Origin of the sequence: Mesorhizobium sp. M0587 (assembly GCF_040320945.1) — a bacterium.
Taxonomy (GTDB): Bacteria; Pseudomonadota; Alphaproteobacteria; order Rhizobiales; family Rhizobiaceae; genus Mesorhizobium.
On sequence record NZ_JAMYQP010000048.1, the window covers coordinates 19,504 to 36,127 of the forward strand.

The 16,624-nt window shown below is 63.4% G+C and carries 21 protein-coding genes; 5 read left to right on the forward strand and 16 right to left on the reverse strand.

What is annotated here, in order from left to right:
- Positions 1-42 precede the first annotated feature (42 nt).
- The 12 genes from NKI49_RS29040 to moaA form a co-directional block, all read right to left on the reverse strand.
- Complete coding sequence (locus NKI49_RS29040) at positions 43-624, reverse strand: GNAT family N-acetyltransferase (RefSeq protein ID WP_352607004.1); 582 nt, start codon at positions 622-624, stop codon at positions 43-45.
- On the reverse strand, positions 575-1,288 hold the full coding sequence (locus tag NKI49_RS29045) for a DNA alkylation repair protein (protein WP_352607002.1): 714 nt from the start codon (positions 1,286-1,288) through the stop codon (positions 575-577). The genes NKI49_RS29040 and NKI49_RS29045 overlap by 50 nt, the downstream gene beginning before the upstream one ends.
- Positions 1,289-1,301: 13 nt before the next feature.
- Entirely contained in the window at positions 1,302-2,171 is an 870-nt protein-coding gene (locus NKI49_RS29050) for an NAD(P)-dependent oxidoreductase (RefSeq protein WP_352607000.1), read from the reverse strand.
- A gap of 114 nt (positions 2,172-2,285) precedes the next feature.
- Positions 2,286-3,110, reverse strand: a complete 825-nt coding sequence (locus tag NKI49_RS29055) for an ABC transporter permease (protein ID WP_352606998.1) — start codon at positions 3,108-3,110, stop codon at positions 2,286-2,288.
- Positions 3,107-3,823 (reverse strand): ABC transporter permease, encoded by a 717-nt coding sequence (locus tag NKI49_RS29060; protein WP_352606996.1) that lies wholly within the window; start codon positions 3,821-3,823, stop codon positions 3,107-3,109. The genes NKI49_RS29055 and NKI49_RS29060 overlap by 4 nt, the downstream gene beginning before the upstream one ends.
- A 74-nt stretch (positions 3,824-3,897) precedes the next feature.
- Positions 3,898-4,683, reverse strand: coding sequence for an ABC transporter substrate-binding protein (locus NKI49_RS29065; protein WP_352606994.1), 786 nt, complete (start codon positions 4,681-4,683; stop codon positions 3,898-3,900).
- 158 nt (positions 4,684-4,841) lie between these two features.
- Complete coding sequence (gene mobB, locus NKI49_RS29070) at positions 4,842-5,351, reverse strand: molybdopterin-guanine dinucleotide biosynthesis protein B (protein ID WP_352606992.1); 510 nt, start codon at positions 5,349-5,351, stop codon at positions 4,842-4,844.
- On the reverse strand, positions 5,348-5,980 hold the full coding sequence (gene mobA, locus NKI49_RS29075; RefSeq protein WP_352606990.1) for a molybdenum cofactor guanylyltransferase MobA: 633 nt from the start codon (positions 5,978-5,980) through the stop codon (positions 5,348-5,350). Before mobA ends, mobB begins: the two co-directional genes overlap by 4 nt.
- A 43-nt stretch (positions 5,981-6,023) precedes the next feature.
- Positions 6,024-6,944: a DMT family transporter gene (locus tag NKI49_RS29080; RefSeq protein ID WP_352606988.1), complete on the reverse strand. Its 921-nt coding sequence runs from the start codon at positions 6,942-6,944 to the stop codon at positions 6,024-6,026.
- A 138-nt stretch (positions 6,945-7,082) separates the two neighbouring features.
- A complete protein-coding gene (locus NKI49_RS29085) occupies positions 7,083-7,442 on the reverse strand; it encodes a hypothetical protein (RefSeq protein WP_352606986.1) in 360 nt (119 codons plus the stop codon).
- Between the two features lie 149 nt (positions 7,443-7,591).
- Positions 7,592-8,062: a hypothetical protein gene (locus NKI49_RS29090; protein ID WP_352606984.1), complete on the reverse strand. Its 471-nt coding sequence runs from the start codon at positions 8,060-8,062 to the stop codon at positions 7,592-7,594.
- 51 nt (positions 8,063-8,113) lie between these two features.
- Positions 8,114-9,109: a GTP 3',8-cyclase MoaA gene (moaA, locus tag NKI49_RS29095; protein ID WP_027025039.1), complete on the reverse strand. Its 996-nt coding sequence runs from the start codon at positions 9,107-9,109 to the stop codon at positions 8,114-8,116.
- A 199-nt stretch (positions 9,110-9,308) separates the two neighbouring features.
- Here moaA and NKI49_RS29100 point away from each other — a divergent pair, with 199 nt between their 5' ends.
- Together NKI49_RS29100 and NKI49_RS29105 are read left to right on the forward strand one after the other, a co-directional pair.
- Positions 9,309-9,662: a gamma-butyrobetaine hydroxylase family protein gene (locus NKI49_RS29100; RefSeq protein ID WP_352606982.1), complete on the forward strand. Its 354-nt coding sequence runs from the start codon at positions 9,309-9,311 to the stop codon at positions 9,660-9,662.
- Positions 9,663-9,733: 71 nt separating this feature from the next.
- Positions 9,734-10,345 carry a pyridoxamine 5'-phosphate oxidase family protein gene (locus NKI49_RS29105; RefSeq protein WP_352606980.1) on the forward strand — a complete coding sequence of 204 codons (612 nt, stop codon included), beginning with the start codon at positions 9,734-9,736 and terminating at the stop codon, positions 10,343-10,345.
- 12 nt (positions 10,346-10,357) lie between these two features.
- Here NKI49_RS29105 and NKI49_RS29110 read toward each other — a convergent pair whose 3' ends face one another.
- A complete protein-coding gene (locus NKI49_RS29110) occupies positions 10,358-10,810 on the reverse strand; it encodes a MarR family winged helix-turn-helix transcriptional regulator (RefSeq protein ID WP_352606978.1) in 453 nt (150 codons plus the stop codon).
- 47 nt (positions 10,811-10,857) lie between these two features.
- Here NKI49_RS29110 and NKI49_RS29115 point away from each other — a divergent pair, with 47 nt between their 5' ends.
- Complete coding sequence (locus NKI49_RS29115) at positions 10,858-11,769, forward strand: alpha/beta hydrolase (protein WP_352606976.1); 912 nt, start codon at positions 10,858-10,860, stop codon at positions 11,767-11,769.
- 13 nt (positions 11,770-11,782) lie between these two features.
- Here the strand turns inward: NKI49_RS29115 and NKI49_RS29120 are convergent, their stop codons facing one another.
- Positions 11,783-12,178, reverse strand: coding sequence for a rhodanese-like domain-containing protein (locus tag NKI49_RS29120; RefSeq protein ID WP_352606974.1), 396 nt, complete (start codon positions 12,176-12,178; stop codon positions 11,783-11,785).
- A 64-nt stretch (positions 12,179-12,242) separates the two neighbouring features.
- A complete protein-coding gene (locus NKI49_RS29125; protein ID WP_352606972.1) occupies positions 12,243-12,857 on the reverse strand; it encodes a TetR/AcrR family transcriptional regulator in 615 nt (204 codons plus the stop codon).
- Between the two features lie 116 nt (positions 12,858-12,973).
- Here NKI49_RS29125 and NKI49_RS29130 point away from each other — a divergent pair, with 116 nt between their 5' ends.
- Together NKI49_RS29130 and NKI49_RS29135 are read left to right on the forward strand one after the other, a co-directional pair.
- Positions 12,974-13,720 (forward strand): 3-oxoacyl-ACP reductase family protein, encoded by a 747-nt coding sequence (locus NKI49_RS29130; RefSeq protein ID WP_352606970.1) that lies wholly within the window; start codon positions 12,974-12,976, stop codon positions 13,718-13,720.
- Positions 13,721-13,930: 210 nt separating this feature from the next.
- Complete coding sequence (locus NKI49_RS29135) at positions 13,931-15,811, forward strand: L,D-transpeptidase family protein (protein ID WP_352606968.1); 1,881 nt, start codon at positions 13,931-13,933, stop codon at positions 15,809-15,811.
- 64 nt (positions 15,812-15,875) lie between these two features.
- On the opposite strand, the gene NKI49_RS29140 is transcribed toward NKI49_RS29135, so the two are convergent.
- The gene (locus NKI49_RS29140) at positions 15,876-16,352 is read right to left on the reverse strand and encodes a hypothetical protein (protein ID WP_352606966.1); all 477 of its coding nucleotides are present in this window, start codon (positions 16,350-16,352) and stop codon (positions 15,876-15,878) included.
- Positions 16,353-16,624: the final 272 nt, after the last annotated feature.

The window sequence follows — 16,624 nt, forward strand, 5'->3', positions numbered from 1 at the left end:
CGCTTCCTTTGGATCCGAGTAAAGACGCCGCTATCAGCGACGTCAACGATCGAGCCGCATCACATGCCGGCGGGAACCCGCCATTCCGGTCTCGCGGAACCCGCGAGCCGCAAACATGCCGTGAAAGCCCATGAAACTGTAGCTCGGCGATGCCTGATCGACGGGATAGGCCTCGACCGTGCTGGCGCCTTTGGCAAAGGCATGATCGATGGCCGCGTCGAGCAGTGCGGATGCCAGCCCACCGCCGCGCAAGGCCCTTGGCACATAGAAGCAGACGATCGACCACACGCCGGTCTCGCTGTCGTCCTGCTGCCGGGAAAGCTTGCGGTAGGTCTCGCGCGGTGCAACCGAGCACCAGCCGACGGTCTTATCGTCAAGATGGGCTAGGATGCCGACCGGCGTGCTGGCTTCGACAAGCGCCATCATGGCACGCTTCTTCTCCTCGTTCCGGACATGCTCGCGGCTGGGCAGGTGGCGCCAGGCCATGCACCAGCAATATTTCGGTGCGCCCGGCTGCTCGAACAGGTTTTCGAAATCGGCGCGTGTCGAGCGCGTCACTTCCGTGAAGCTGACTTTACGTTCGTCGGTCTTTCCTGGCGGCGAGGCGTTCGAGCGTCCTGGCATCCGATAGTTCCTTCATCGCATCCCTGCCGATCCAGCGCGCCGTCTTGTCTGTGGAATTGGCAAGCTTTTGCGCCGTGGCAAGAGCAGGGGCATGCAAACTCATCGACCGCTTGCCGATCTGCCGCAACGCCCAATTGACAGCCTTGCGAACGAAATTGCGCGGATCACTCGCATGCGCCTCGATCAAGGGCAGATAAGACAGGAACGATGCATCCGGCTCCTTTTTCAAATGCACTGCCGCCGATGCCAGCATGGCGAAGGCGGTGCGGCGGACGAATTCGCGCTCGTCCGCTGCGAACCCCTCGACCAGCTCGCGCCAGAATGGCGTGTCAACGAACAAGTCCGAGACAGTGTCGACGACCTCCCAGGAATCGAAGTCGCCAGCCCAGCCGCGGCATTGTTCGGTGGTGATCTTCTTCGGCTCGCCGGTGAACGCCGCCACAAGCCGCGCTTCGCGGATGCCGGTCTCCCACAGCAGCAATGCCCGTTGGTGGTTCTTCTTCAGCTTGCGCGCCAGTGGCCGCAATTCGGAATTGCCGACGCCGAGCGCAGTCGTGACGTTGATGCCGAACCGTTCCATGCCGGCACGATTCTCGTGGCTGCCGGTCGCCTTGAGATGAGCGACGACATCGTCCGCGCTCCAGCTCGGAAGGGGCAGGGACATCGCCGCGAAAACCCTATTTTTCCAGCCGCGCCAGTAGTGAGGACGTGTCCCAGCGCTTGCCGCCCATCGCCTGCACGTCCTTGTAGAACTGGTCGATAAGCGCGGTCACCGGCAGCTTGGCGCCATTGCGGTCGGCCTCGGCCAGGCAGATGCCGAGATCCTTGCGCATCCAGTCGACGGCGAAGCCGAAATCATATTTTCCGGCGTTCATCGTCTTGTGCCGGTTCTCCATCTGCCAGGAGCCGGCGGCCCCCTTGGAAATCACCTCGATCACCTTCTCGATGTCGAGTCCGGCCTTCTTGCCGAAATGGATGCCTTCGGCCAGGCCCTGCACCAGACCGGCAATGGTGATCTGGTTGATCATCTTGGTGAGCTGGCCGGACCCTGCGGGACCCATCAGGCCGACCATGCGGGCAAAGGCGTCGATAACCGGCCTGGCTCTGTCGAACGCTTCCTGCTCGCCGCCGACCATGACCGTCAGCACGCCGTTTTCGGCGCCAGCCTGGCCACCCGAGACCGGTGCGTCCAGAAACGAAAACCCGCCGGCCTGCGCGGCTTGCGCCAGTTCGCGCGCGACCTCGGCCGACGCCGTGGTGTTGTCGATGAACACCGAGCCTTTCTTCATGGACCTGAAGGCGCCTTCGGCACCCGTCGTTACCGACCGCAGATCGTCGTCATTGCCGACGCAGGAAAAGACAAAGTCCTTGCCTTCGGCTGCTTGTGCGGGCGTCGCGGCGAGGCTGCCGCCGTGCTGGCCGACCCATTGTTCGGCTTTCGCGCGGGTGCGGTTGTAGACGGTGACGTCGTGGCCGCCCTTCTTCTTCAGGTGTCCGGCCATGGGGTAGCCCATGACGCCAAGACCGAGAAATGCCACCGTTGCCATGGCTTGTCCTTCCGACGAAAACAGAGATTTCAGTTGCCGAAGGTCTAGGCCATGCGGCGGATTCGTCAAGGTGCGCGCTGGCGCATCGACTGGTGCAGACCGATGCGAAGCCGGTCAGCGGTGCAGGTGGATGGTGATCCGGCGCTCGATCCATTCGACGCCATGGCGCAGGATCTCGACCATCACCAGATAAACGATGGCGACCCAGACATAGGCCTGAAAGTCGAAGGATTTGGCATAGGCGAGTTTCGCATTGCCCATCAAATCGTAGACGGTGATGATGGCGACGATGGCCGACGCTTTGATCATCAGGACGAGTTCGTTGCCGTAGGGCCGCAAGGCCACAATGATCGCCTGCGGCAGGATGACCTTGCGCAGCGTCTGCAGCTTGTGCAGGCCGAGCGAAGCGGCCCCCTCCCACTGGCCCTTGGGCACACTCTCGATGGCGCCGCGCAGAATTTCGGCCTGGTAAGCGGCGGTGTTGAGCGCAAAGGCAAACGCGCCGCAATTGAAGGCGTCGCGGAAGAACCACCATAGCCCGATCGATTCGAGCTGCACCCGGAAAGAGCCCAGACCGTAATAAACCAGATAGACTTGGACGAGCAGCGGCGTGCCGCGGAAGAAATAGACGTAGCAATAAGCAAGGCCGGATAACAGCCGGTTATCCGACATGCGGCCGTAGGTGACCGGCAGGGACAGGAGCGCGCCGGCGATCATCGAAATGATCACGAGCGCCAGCGTCGTCCCAAGCCCCTGCAGATAGGCCGGCGCGTATCGTGCGAAGAATTCACCGTTCCAGGCGTAGACCAGATAGACAAGAATGCCGAGGCCGAAGAGAATCCAGAGGCCGACGAGCATGTACCCGGCGATACGGGTCCGCGGCCAGCCGCGCGCCGGCGGCGGCGGTCGTTCGACCGCGATTGCGTCCGTAAAGCTCATCGCGCTTCCCTCCGTCCCAGGGAGCGCAAGATGAGCCCGGTGGCGATCGACGACAGGATGGCGAGCGCGAGAAAGACCAACGCCGCGACGCTGTAGAACAGGAACGAATGCTTGGTGACACGGGCCGCCACGCCGGCATTGCGCAAGGTTTCGGCGAGATTGACGACCGAGACCAGGGCGGTGTCCTTGAGCAGGCTGAGCCAGCAGTTCTCAAGGCCGGGAAAGGCGATGCGCAGAAGTTGCGGCAGGATCACCTTGCGCATGGTCTGCCATTTGGACAACCCGATCGCGTAGCCGCCCTCATACTGACCGCTGGGAATGGCGCGAAAAGCCGAAAGGAAGACCTCGCTGGTATAGGACGAGAAGATCAGCGACAGCACGATCATGCCGGCGATGAAGCTGTCGACGTCGATCGTCGCTTCCGGCCTGAACAGGCGGATGACGTACTGCAGCAGGATGGGCATGCCGAAGAAGAACAGGAAAAGCGTCACCAACTCCGGCAAGCCGCGAAACATGGTGGTGTAGATGTTGGCGGCCAGCCGCAACGATGGTTCTTCGGACTGCTTGGCCCAGGCTACGAAAAAGCCGATCGTCAGGCCGATCGGCAGTGTTGCAAGCGCAAGCGCTATGGTGACCAACGCGCCATAAGCAATGTCGTCACTCCAGCCTTCGGGTCCCCAACTGAGCAGTGTCCATATGCTTTGGGCTGGCATCGAGTCGTCTTACCCCACGGCGCTCCCGAGATGAACAAGGCGGCAGGGGACCCCTGCCGCCCTGGCAATGATAATCAGGACTCGGCGCCGTAGACGTCGAACTTGAAGTATTTGTCGTTGATTTCCTTGTATTTTCCGTTGGCTCGGATGGCGTCGATCGCCGCATTGAACTTGTTGACGAGATCAGTCTCGCCCTTTCGAACGGCAATACCAGCGCCGGGTCCGAAAATTTCGACCGGTTGCGGCGAGGGTTGGCCGAGGATCTTGCAGCAGGCGCCGTCAGGCGAATCCAGCCACTGCTGCAGCACGACGATGTCGTCCTCGATGGCATCGAGGCGGCCATTGGCCAGGTCAGCCTGTTCCTCGGGGCTGCTCGGATAGCCCTTGATGGTGCTGTCGGTATAGGTCTTCGAGGCATAGTTGAAATGCGTCGTGGTGGTGGCGACGCCAACTGTCTTGCCGGCGAGGTCTTCCTTGGTGACGCCCTTCAGCGTCGAGTCCTTCGGCACGGCGAGCGCCGAGGGCGTGTTGTAATATTTGTGGGTGAAGTCGACCTTCTCGGCGCGTTCCGGCGTGATCGACATGGAGGCCACGATGGCGTCGAACTTGCCAGCCTGGAGGGCTGGAATGATGCCGTCCCAATCTTGTGCGACGAAGGTGCACTTGACCTTCATCTCATCGCAGAGCGCCTGGGCGATGTCGATATCGAAGCCGACGAGCTTGCCGTCCGACGTCAGGTTGTTGAAGGGCGGATAGGCGCCTTCGGTACCGATCCTCAGGGTCTTCTCCTGGGCCTGGGCTACGCCGAGCGTCAGCAGCGCGGCCGATGCGGCGAGCGCGATACGCAGTGCAATACGCATGATAGTCCTCTCTTTACGGTCCCGGCCGTCGTTCCGAAACGGCTCTGTGGGGCGGTGCTTTTGACCGCCCGCTGACGCGATACTCCCACTCTTTCCAAGAAAAAAGCAACTGCAAAACCATGAAAATCGGCAATGGCTTCCTGCCGTTGCGTTACTTCCTAGGCAACGAGGCCGGTCGCGCGCTCGATGAAGTCGGCTATCGATTTCACGTCGTCGAGATCGAACACCGGCAGGCTCTCGCCGTCGACGGTAAAGTCGGCTGCGACGGCGACAATATTGCCGTCATTCGCCGAAAGCGGAGTCCTGTCCCTGGCCTGCAGCCGCCTGGTTTCTATCTTGAGGTGGGTTTCGCGCTTGTAGCCCTCGACCAGCACGATGTCGCATGGCGCAAGCCGCGCGAGAATGGCGTCCAGCGGCGGCTCGTCCTCGCCGCGCAGTTCGTGCATCAGCGCCCAGCGGTTGCCGGACACGATCGCGACCTCGGTGGCGCCGGCCTGCCGATGGCGGAAGCTGTCCGCCCCCGGCTTATCGATGTCGAAATCATGATGGGCGTGTTTGACCGTCGAGACCTTCCAGCCGCGCCGCACGAGTTCCGCGACCAGCTTCTCGGTCAGTGTGGTCTTGCCGGAATTTTTCCAGCCGGTGATGCCGAAGATAGGTCTGTTCATGGCGTCATGCCCTGCAACAAGCGAGCGGCCTGGGCAAGATCGTCCGGCACGTTGATGTTGAAGAAGGGATCGACCGGCCGGCCCGCGGATTGTCCAACCGGAAAATCCACTTCGACGAACCCGTTGCGCTCGATAAAGGCCGAAACCCGCCTGTTGTCTTCCTCGACCAGGAAATGCCGCAGGCCGTCGCGGCAGCCCGTCGGCCATAGCGCGAAGGTCGGGTGCCGCCTGCCGGCCGAACAAGCAATCGCGATGGATCCGGGATGTCGACCGGCTGCCTCGTCCAGCCGGCCGACAAGATCCAGCGGCAGGAAAGGCGTGTCGCCGGCCGCGGTGACGATCGTCTTGCAAGACATGCCGGCAACGGCCCATTCCAGGCCGGTCAGGATTCCGGCAAGCGGGCCGGCAAAGCCTTCGACAGTGTCGGCAAGCACCGGCAGTCCGAAACGGGAAAACCGCGCCGGGTCGCCGTTGGCGCTGAGCGCCAGGGATTCGATCTGCGAGCCAAAGCGCGACAGGACCTGGTCAAGCACGCACCCGCTGCCAAGCGGCAGCAGGCTCTTGTCGCCGCCGCCCATCCGTTTTGACTGGCCGCCAGCCAGTATGATCCCCGCAATGTCGCGCTTCATGCATCGAGCCTGTACGCCTGTCGTCGGAAATCACAAGACCCGGCTAAATTCCATCCGGCGCCATCGCAGGTCCGGTACTTTCGGCAACGATCCTTCGCCGGCCGACGACTCGCTCGCGATAGAGTGCGTAGAGACCCGAGCCGACGACGATCGTGGCGCCGACGATCATTGGCATATCTGGTAAATCGCCGAAAACCAGCAAGCCGAGCAGGATGGACCAGATCAGCGCCGTGTAGCGGAACGGCGCGATGAATGAGATTTCGCCCGACCGCATCGCCATGATGATGAATTGATAGCCGATGAGCACGAGCACCGCAGCCAGCGCCAGCAGCACCGTGCTTTGCGCCGTCATCGGCGTCCAGCCGCCCATCGGCGACAGCAGCGCCGCGCCGACGACGGTCATGGCGAGCGAGGTGGCGGTCGAAACCAGCATTGTCGGGATGGCTTGAGGGATGCGCTTGGTGGCCAGGTCGCGCACCGCGCAGCAGGCGACGCTGGCCAGCGCCACGAGGGAATACACGCTGAACCCGTCGAAGCCTGGCCGCACAATGACCATCACGCCGGCAAAGCCGGTGGCGATCGCCAGCCAGCGGCGCCAGCCGACCGCTTCGCCGAAGACAAGTGCCGCTCCCATCGTCACCGCCAGCGGCAGCGCCTGAAGTACGGCCGAGACGCTGGCGATCGGCAGATGGGCAAGCGCCACGAGGAATGACACGGTGGCGCCGGCCTCGCCAATGACGCGCAGCGCCACCAGCGGCTGCAGCATGGAACGCGGTCGGACAAGCGCGCCGCGCTGCCAGGCGAGCAAGCCGACGAAGAGCGAGGCGAATGCTCCTCTCACCAGCATGACCTGCGCCATGTTCATCGACTGCGACGAGTATTTGGTGAGGGCGTCGTTGAGGGTGAAGCCGGCCATGGCCACCGCCATGAACAACGCGCCGCGAAGATTCGGGGAAAGGGGCAAGACATCTACCGGTTGCTTTGCAGCGAGCCTGTAGCAGCCCGGCATCAGACAGCAACCGTAAAGGACTGTACCAGGCGCCGCGGAGCTTGCCGGGAGGCGGCTCCGCCCCCCGCAACCTATACAGCCGCCAGCAAAAATCTATTTCTTCGGCGTCAGCACCTCGGTGCCGTTGCCCTCCTTGTCGGCGATCGTCCACAGGCCATGCAGGGAACCGTCGTCCTCCACCTTGTAGACGACGAGGCCGATGTCCTTGTCCATGACGTAGCCTGCGGAGAAGGCATCGTCGTTGCGCATGCAGATGCCGTCGGAAGAAGAACCGCCCGTCTCCCAGTGGATCGTGCAGGTGGTGCCGCTGGTCAGCGTGATGGTGGCTTCGCCGTCATAGGAGGAACCGTCGAAATTGGTGCCGGCGACGGTATAGGCGCCGCCGATCGACTGGGCAGCCGCGGGCAGCGCGGCGAGGCCGAGCAATGCGAAAGAGAGAAGAAGTTTGCGCATGATGTATCCCCCTGGAGCGAAAGACCGCTACGAAATGGAGGCTAGGCGGGAAAACACCGCCGGTAAATCAGGGCACGTCGAGGGATAAAGATTTGTTCGCGCTGTGGCCGAAATGTTCATGGGCCCGAAATGCAGATGGCCCCAAATGTTCATGGGCCCTTGAGACTGCCGGCGATGGCACCGACCAGCGGATCGTATTTCGACCTCAGGGCCGGCGGGTAATCGATCCAGACGGTGCGGATGATGCCATCCCGGCCGAACAGGCGCCGCTCGTAAAAGACCTTGCCATCCTTCAGACCCGACAGCACCGCCCAGTTTTTGCCGGCTTTGCCGTAAGTGACCTTGTAGCCGGGCTCGTTGCTGGCTTTCTCATCAGCGACAAAGCCTTTCGGCGTGTCGTCGTCGATGTTGAGGATGCCGGAGCAGATCAGGCTGGCGCCGTCGGCACTCAGCCATTGCTGTCCGTCGCCATTGTCCGGCTCGGGCTGGCGATCGGTGAAGACATCGTCCGGAAAGGTGCAGACGGTGCCGAAGCGCTGGTTGGTGTAGGTGAAGGGAGCGGCGACCGCATTGGTCGCTGCGATAGTGATGACAACCGCCAGCAATGAACAATGCCGCATGTCTCGCCTCCAAGCCAGTGGAAGCGATACTGCACCAGATCCGCAAAAAAATCAGCCGCCGGTGACGCTCATGTGCCGTGACACTGAGGGGCGGCTGGTGCGGCGGTCGATGATGAAGTCGTGGCCCTTCGGCTTGCGGCCGATGGCCTCGTCTATTGCGTCGGCGACCAGTTCGTTGCCTTCGGACGCGCGCAACGGCGCACGCAGGTCGGCGGCGTCCTCCTGGCCGAGGCACATATAGAGCGTGCCGGTGCAGGTCAGGCGGACGCGGTTGCAGCTTTCGCAGAAATTATGCGTCATCGGCGTGATGAAGCCGAGCCGGCCGCCGGTCTCGGCGACCTCGACGTAACGCGCCGGGCCGCCGGTCTTGAAGGGAATGTCGGTCAGGGTGAACTGGCGTTCAAGCGAGGCACGCAGCAGCGACAGCGGCAGGTACTGGTCGGTGCGGTCGGCGTCGATCTCGCCCATCGGCATGGTTTCGATGACGGTCAGGTCCATGCCGCGGCCATGCGCCCAGCGCATCATTTCGGGCAGTTCGGCGTCGTTGAAGTCCTTCAGCGCCACCGCGTTGAGCTTGACCTTCAGCCCCGCCGCCTGGGCGGCGTCGATACCCTCCATGACCTTGCCGAGATGGCCCCAGCGGGTGATCTTGTGGAATTTGTCGGCATCGAGCGTGTCGAGCGAGACGTTAATGCGCTTGACCCCGCAATCGGCGAGTTCGGCGGCGAAGCGCGAAAGCTGCGAGCCGTTGGTGGTCAGCGTCAGTTCTTCCAGCGCGCCGCTTTCGAGATGCCGCGACAGCTGGCGCACCAGATGCATGATGTTCTTGCGGACCAGCGGCTCGCCGCCGGTGAGGCGCAGTTTCCTGACGCCTTTTTCGATGAAGACGCTGCACAGCCGGTCGAGTTCTTCCAGCGACAGCAGGTCCTTCTTCGGCAGGAAGGCCATGTCCTCGGCCATGCAATAGGTGCAACGGAAATCGCAGCGGTCGGTGACCGACACCCTGAGATAACTGATCGTGCGACCGAAAGGGTCGATCATGTCCATGCTTCAAGCACTTTCCGTGGCCGTGAACGGCGTCGTTATATATCGCTATGTGATACGATCCGGCTCGCGGTTCAAGATACCGTTTCGCGGTCCTTGGTAACATTCTCCAGCCGACATCGCATGTCGGCTCACCTCAAACTATCTTTTCCCCTCTGGCGAAGCAGCGTAGGGGAAGGGGATTGCCACGGGATCAAGCGCCATGACCGCACCGAAGGAACTCCGCGTCTCGAAAGACCGCAAGCTGCTTTCCGTCACCTTTCCCGGCCATCAGCCGTTCGAATTGCCGGCGGAGCTGTTGCGCGTCGCCTCGCCGTCGGCCGAGGTGCAGGGCCATTCGCCCGACCAGCGGGTGACGGTTCCCGGCAAGCGCAACGTCGCCATCCTGAAGATCGAGCCGGTCGGCAACTATGCGGTGCGCATCACCTTCGACGATTTCCACGACACCGGCATTTTCACCTGGAATTATCTGCATACGCTCGGCCACGAGAAGGAGGAGCGCTGGAACGCCTATCTGGCCGAGCTCGCGGAAAAGGGCCTGAGCCGGGATCGCTAGCCGTAGGCATGACGGTGTCGTGAAGGCGTCACACAGCTGGAGTAGCGCCGGCAAAGGTTTGGAGACGAAAGATGTCCGTCATTACCACGGTCGAGCAGCTCGAGGCGCTCTATGGCGTTCCCGGCGAAGCCTCGCTGGTCAAGGAACTTGACCATGTCATCCCCGAATATGCCGCCTTCATCGAGGCTTCGCCCTTCGTTGCGCTGGCGACCAGCGGGCCGGAGGGGCTGGACTGTTCGCCGCGCGGCGATCTCGCCGGCTTCGTGCGCATCCACGATCCGAAAACGCTGATGATGCCGGACCGGCGCGGCAACAACCGCGCCGATTCGCTGAAGAACATCATCCGGGATCCGCGCGTCGGGCTGCTGTTCCTGGTGCCGGGCTCCGGCACGACGCTGCGCATCAATGGCCGCGCCCACATCACCACGGATACGGCGCTCTGTGCGTCATTCACGGTGGACGGCAAGCCGGCGCGCTCGGTCACCGTCATCGAGGTCGATTCGGTCTATTTCCAGTGCGCCCGCGCCATCGTTCGCTCCGAGCTTTGGAACCCGGCCAGGCATCTCGACCCGAAATCGCTGCCGACGCCCGGACAAATCCTGGAAATCACCAGCCGCAAGGCCATCGACGGCGAGACCTACGACAAGGAATGGCCCGAGCGAGCCAAGAAGACGATGTGGTAGGCGAACGGGCCGTCACGCCTCTTTCAGCACTTCGTAGGTCTTGCGCATCTGCTCGCCGATCATGTCGCATTGCTCCGGCGTCGACTGGCTCATCGCCTTTTCGATCAGCGCCATATGCACTTTCAGCGCCTGCATCAGCAGCGCCTCGCCGGCTTCGGTGAGGGCCAGCCGCAGGATGCGCTTGTCCTTCTCGTCGCCCTCGCGCCGCAGCAGGCCGCGTGCCTCCAACTGCGGCAAGAGCATGGTGACGTTGGAGCGGCCGACGAGCAGCTTTCGGGCAAGGTCGTGCTGCGACATGCCGGGGTGGCGGTAGAGATTCATCAGCACGTCGAGCTGCGCCGGCTTCAGGTCGAGCGGCGCAAGCTTCACCGCCAGCGTGCGCTCCAGCACATGGCAGGCGCGCGCCACCGCGACCCAGTTGCGAAACCGCGGGTTGTCCCAAGGTAACTCTTGTTTATTGTTCATCTTTGAACTATTATGTTCATGCTTGAACGTATGGATGGATTCTCACTATGGCATCATTCGGACTGAAGGTCATCCGGGGGGTGTTTGGTGCGGCCGAACATATCGCGCCGCGCCTCACCGGGCGCGCGGCTTTCGAATTGTTCTGCCGCACGCCGAACGCCAAGGCGCTGACGGACGGCGAACGCCGTGCCGTCGACCGCGCGGCGGAGTTCATGGCGGAGGCGCGTCATCATCGGCTGAAGACCGCCACCGGTTGCGTCACGGTGCACGAATTCCGGCCGGAGCCGGGCAGGGCGGCGGCCGGCACGGTTCTCGTCGTGCATGGCTGGCGTTCGCGCACCGAATATATGCGTGCGTTGATCGAAGGCTATCGCGCGGCCGGCTACAGGGTCGCCTCGCTCGACCTTCCCGGCCACGGCCAGTCGCAGGGGCGGCGGCTGAATATGGTCAATGCCGTGGACGCGGTGCGGGTTGCCGGCGAATGGTTCGGTCCCTTCGCGGCGGCGGTCGGCCATTCCTTCGGCGGCGCCGTTGCCGCCAATGCCATTGCGGGTTCGGTCAAGAACATCCCGCCGCTGGCGGCCGGACGTCTGGTGCTGATTGCCGCGCCCAGTTCGCTGCCGGCCATCTTCGCCGATTTCAGCCGCATGCTCAATGTAGGCCCGCGCTCGCAAGTCGCCATGGCGGACCGTGTCGAGCATCTTTCCGGCCGGCCGCTGCACGAGTTCACCGGCGACCGCCAGCTCGCCCACGCGCTGGTGCCGACACTGGTCATCCACGCACCGGATGACCGCGAAGTGTCAGCCGATCATGCAACGCGCTATGCCGGGGCCGGCGGCCATGTGCGGCTCCACTGGGCCGACGGGCTCGGCCATCGCCGCATCCTGGCGGACAAGGGGGTCGTCGAACGCGCCGTCGGCTTCGTCGCGGAGCATCGGGAGCCGACGCCGCTGCATTGAGCTGCGGTCGAAGCTATTTCTTCTTCTCGCCGAGCTCGACCGGCAATCCGGCGGCTTTCCAGGCGGTGTAGCCGCCAAGGATGTGTTTGACCGGCGACAGCCCCATATCCTGCGCCGTCTTGGTGGCCAGCGCCGAGCGCCAGCCGCCGGCACAGAAGAACACAAAGCTCTTTCCCGAGGCGAAGAACGGCTTGTGATAGGGACTTTCGGGATCGATCCAGAATTCCAGCATGCCCCGGGTGACATGCTCGGCGCCGGGAATCCTGCCGTCGCGCTCCACCTCGCGCGGGTCGCGCAGGTCGACGAAGATCGTGCCTTCGTCTTCAAGCAGGCCTGCCGCTTCCTCCGGCGAAACCACCTCGATCTCGGCGTTCGCCTCATCCAGCAGTTCGCGATAACCCTTTTTCACTCGTCCCTCCCGGCCGCACGGTTCTGCAGGCAGGTCGAATTTCGAGCATAACTGACGGCGTTTGTCACGGCTTGTCGGTGGCCGCCATGGTCTGCCAGGCGGCCATCGCGCCAGCCACGGTCGCCATCAGCGCGGCGCGCGATGCGCCGTCGCGTGCCTGGATCGACATGCCGTGCTGAACCGTGGCGAAGAAGATCGCTGCGGCGCGGCTGTCGAAGTCCACCGGCAATTCGCCTTCGGCGACACCGCGATCGAGGCGCCTCCGCAGGGCCTTCTGGTTCTCGGCGCGGCGGCGGCGCAGGTCGTCGCAGATGGCGCCGCGGCTCGAATCCTGGTGCAATGCGCCGAGCGTAATCAGGCAGCCCTGCGGCCGATCGGTCTGCGAATAGGCCTTCGCGGTCCGGCGCAAGAAACGCTCGATGCCAAGGCGCGCGGTCGGCGCCTCCTCCAGCGCCTGCCAGATGTCCGCGCCCTCTATTTGCGAATAGAGGTCCGTCGCCTCGAGGAACAGCGCCTCCTTGCTGCCATAGGCGGCATAAAGGCTGGGCGAGTTGATGCCCATCGCCGTGGCGAGGTCGCTCATCGAGGCGCCCTCATAGCCCTTGGCCCAAAACACCTCCATCGCCCGCCGCAAGGCAGCGGTTCGATCGAAGGTGCGGGGACGGCCTCTTTCAGACATGGCGTTTTTCAGGTAAGGGCGTTCTTTTCTGTGGTGATCGATACATAATTGGATTGACGCGAATGGGCAAGCCTGCCAGATATTTATGTATCGATCATTACATAATGGAGAATCCAATGTCTTCCACCAAATTGAACGGCAAGGCGGCGCTCGTCACCGGCGGCAGCCGCGGCATCGGGGCAGCGATCGCGCGCAGGCTCGCGGCCGACGGCGCCGACGTCGCGCTGACTTATGTGCAAGGCGAGGAACAGGCCCGCTCGGTCGTCGCCGAGATCGAGGCCAAGGGTGGCCGCGCCATCGCCATCAGGGCCGACAATCGCGACGCCGCAGCCATAGACAAGGCCGTCGACGAAGCCGCGGCCGCATTCGGCCGGCTGGACATCCTGGTCAACAGCGCCGGTATCTGGCGCGCTGCACCCATCGATACGCTGTCGCTTGCCGATTTCGACGACACCATGTCGGTCAACCTCAGAGCCCCGTTCGTCGCCTCGAAGGCGGCGGCGAGGCATATGGGCGAGGGCGGTCGAATCATCTCGATCGGCAGCAATCTCGCCGAGCGGGTCACCGACACCAGCCTCGGCGCCTATTCGGCCAGCAAGGCGGCCCTGGTCGGCCTGACCAAGGCACTGGCGCGCGATCTTGGCCCGCGCGGCATCACCGCCAATGTCGTTCATCCAGGCTCGACCGATACCGACATGAACCCGAAGGACGGCCCGCACGCCGAACACCAGCGGCGGAAAATGGCAACGCCGCGCTTCGGCAAGGCAGAGGAGATCGCCGGCATGGTGGCCTGGCTCGCAGGCCCGGAAGGCCGTTTCGTCACCGGCACGGCGCTAACGATCGATGGTGGCGCAAACGCCTGATACCGATCGCATTTCCAGGCCGGAGCGGAAACACCCGCCGCTCCGGCGTCACGATGTTGTGAAACTGTTCTGCAACAGGCTTTCCCAAATTTATGAAAGCTTAACGAAATCGGTATGAATCGGTATAGTCGCGTCTTACATCCGCCATGCGGTGGGCGAGACGGTCTAGCGTTCGGAACGGAAACCGGTTGCGGCCGGAGCGGGTGGTCCATGAAATTCCTCGGCAACAAAGCGACCGTGGTGCCGCTGATGGCTATTACGGCGACACTTGCGTTCGGCACGCCTCAGGCAGGCGCCCAGGGGCTCTTCGACATGCTTTTCGGGGGCGGCGTCAGGCATGCGCCGCAAGGCGAGTTTCCGCCTCCGCCGCCACACAAACCACAGCCGAAAGTCTCGGCCGGCGGCGGTGTGAAGATCAGCAGCCCCTCCTATTACACCTACAAGGCCGACCGGCTGACGCGGGTCGACTTCTCGGCGCTGGCGGCCGTCCCGCAGCCGGCCACGCCGCAAGACGCCGCTTTTGTCCCCTCGGCCACGGGCGCGGCCTTCCACGACGCCGTCGCCGGGCTTGGCGACTATGAACTCTACGCCGAGCCGGAGATCGCCAAGGCGCTGATCGCCTATTACTCGGCCAATCCCGACTTCATCTGGGTGAGCGGAACCACCCCCAACAACCGTGCCCAGGACGCGGTGCGGGTGCTGGGCGAGGCCGCGAGCTATGGCCTGGCGCCGGCCGACTATACGGTCGACGTGCCCGCCGCCGGCGCCTCGACGGCCGACGAGGCCGAACGGCTGAAGGCGCTTGTCCGTTTCGAAATGGCGCTGTCGGCGCGTGTCCTGCGCTACGCCCATGATGCCCAGAGCGGCCGTGTCGAGCCCAATCGCATGACCGGCTACTATGATTTTCCGGCCAAGCCGCTCGACCTGGAGGGTGTGCTGAAAACGCTGGCCCATACCCAGCAGGTGCGCACCTATCTCGAATCGCGCCACCCGCAGAATCCGGAATACCAGGCGCTGCGCGTCGAACTGGAATCCCTGCAGGCGAGCGCCGAGAACGAGATCGTCGTCGATCCCAAGCTGCTGCTGAAGCCCGGCGAGACCAGCCCCGAACTGCCGAAGCTGTTGACCTTGATCGCGCGCAATCTCGATGACGAGATGGGCGGCGCCTATGGCGAGGTCCTGTCCAGGCTGGCCACCAGCGAGGTCTATGTTCCCGACCTGGTGCCGGTCATCGAGGCGGTGCAGCAGAAGGCGGGCATGAAGGGCGACGGCGTCATCGGGCCGCGCACCGTCGCATCGCTGGCGGGAACGTCGAAGGCCGACAGGCTGCTCAAGGTGCAGGTGGCGCTGGAGGAACTGCGCTGGCTGCCTTCCGATCTCGGCAGCCCGCGCGTCTTCATCAACCAGCCGGCTTTCACCGCGAGCTATATCGACAATGGCGAGGAAAAGCTGAAGACGCGTGCCGTCATCGGCCGGACCACCAACCAGACCGCGTTCTTCTACGACCAGATCGAGCAGGTCGACTTTCATCCCTATTGGGGCGTGCCGCAGTCGATCATCGTCAACGAAATGCTGCCCAGATTGCGCGGCGATCCCGGTTATCTCGACCGCGCCGGCTATGAGGTGACCGATTCGCGCGGCAAGCGCATCCCGTCATCGGCCGTCAACTGGGGCGCCTATGGCGCGAACATTCCTTACAGCGTGCGCCAGCAGCCGAGCGAGGCCAACGCGCTTGGCGAGCTGAAAATACTGTTCCCCAACAAGCACGCGATCTACATGCACGACACGCCGCAGAAGTCGTTCTTCGAGCGCGACATGCGGGCGCTCAGCCATGGCTGCGTGCGTCTGCAGGATCCGCGCGGCATGGCCGCGGCGGTGCTCGGCACCTCGGTCGACTATGTCGCCGAGAAGCTGAAGCAGGGCCATTCCAGCGAGAATGTCACGCGCAAGATCCCTGTCTACGTCGCCTATTTCACCGCATGGCCCGACATGTCGGGCAAGGTCGAATATTTCAACGACGTCTACGACCGCGATTCCCGGCTGAAGCAGGCGCTGGACGCCACCGAGGCGGTGCGCTCGCCGTCGAGCTGATCGAAAGCAATTCCAGGAAAAGTGTGAAACGGTTTTCCGTCCGGAATTGCGCAAAACCAAAGACCTAGCGTTCCAGCAGCGGGCGCCGAAAGCCGGCGTCGCGGCCGGCGATCAGCCAATAGACAAGCCCGGCGACAAGGCCGGCGGCGGCGATGATGCCGATATCGGCCCAGCGTTCGGGATCGATGTCCTGCGCCGAACTCGGCCAGATCAGGAAAAAACCGCCAGCGGCGGCAGCCGCGCCGAAGACCATGTGCATCAGCGCGTTGCGCAGCGAGAAGAACTCGGCGATCAGCGCGAAGACCAGCGTCTGCGACCCGGTCACCACGATCGTCAGGAAATAGATGAACATGCCTAGCGGCGGCACCACCAGCGCCGCGATAGGCGTGACGCCCATGACGTCGAAATACGCCGGCGCGTTGGGCAGGGAACTCAGCGCGGCATAGATCGCCACCACGCCGAACAGGCCGACCAGCACGGCAAGAAGATAGCCGGCAAGCATCATCAGGATGCGCTTCAGTACGTGCTTCGCCGTCGCCATGCCCACCCCCGTGACGCCCCGCCGTAATCAGCCACCAAAGACGAATTGGCGCAAGGGGAGGCGCCCAACATAGTCGAGGTCCGCGCCGCCCCTCATCGCCCTGCCCGTCCTCCGCAGCAGCTGCGCTGCAGCTGCGGAGGGTGGACCGGGCACTTCTCCCCGTATAGTGACCTATCGGATTCACACATATTGCAGTCCGAGGTTGGCGCCGTATTTGATGGCGTGGAATTCGGCGAGGCCGATGCGCATGACCTTGGGGCCTGGCTTGCCGT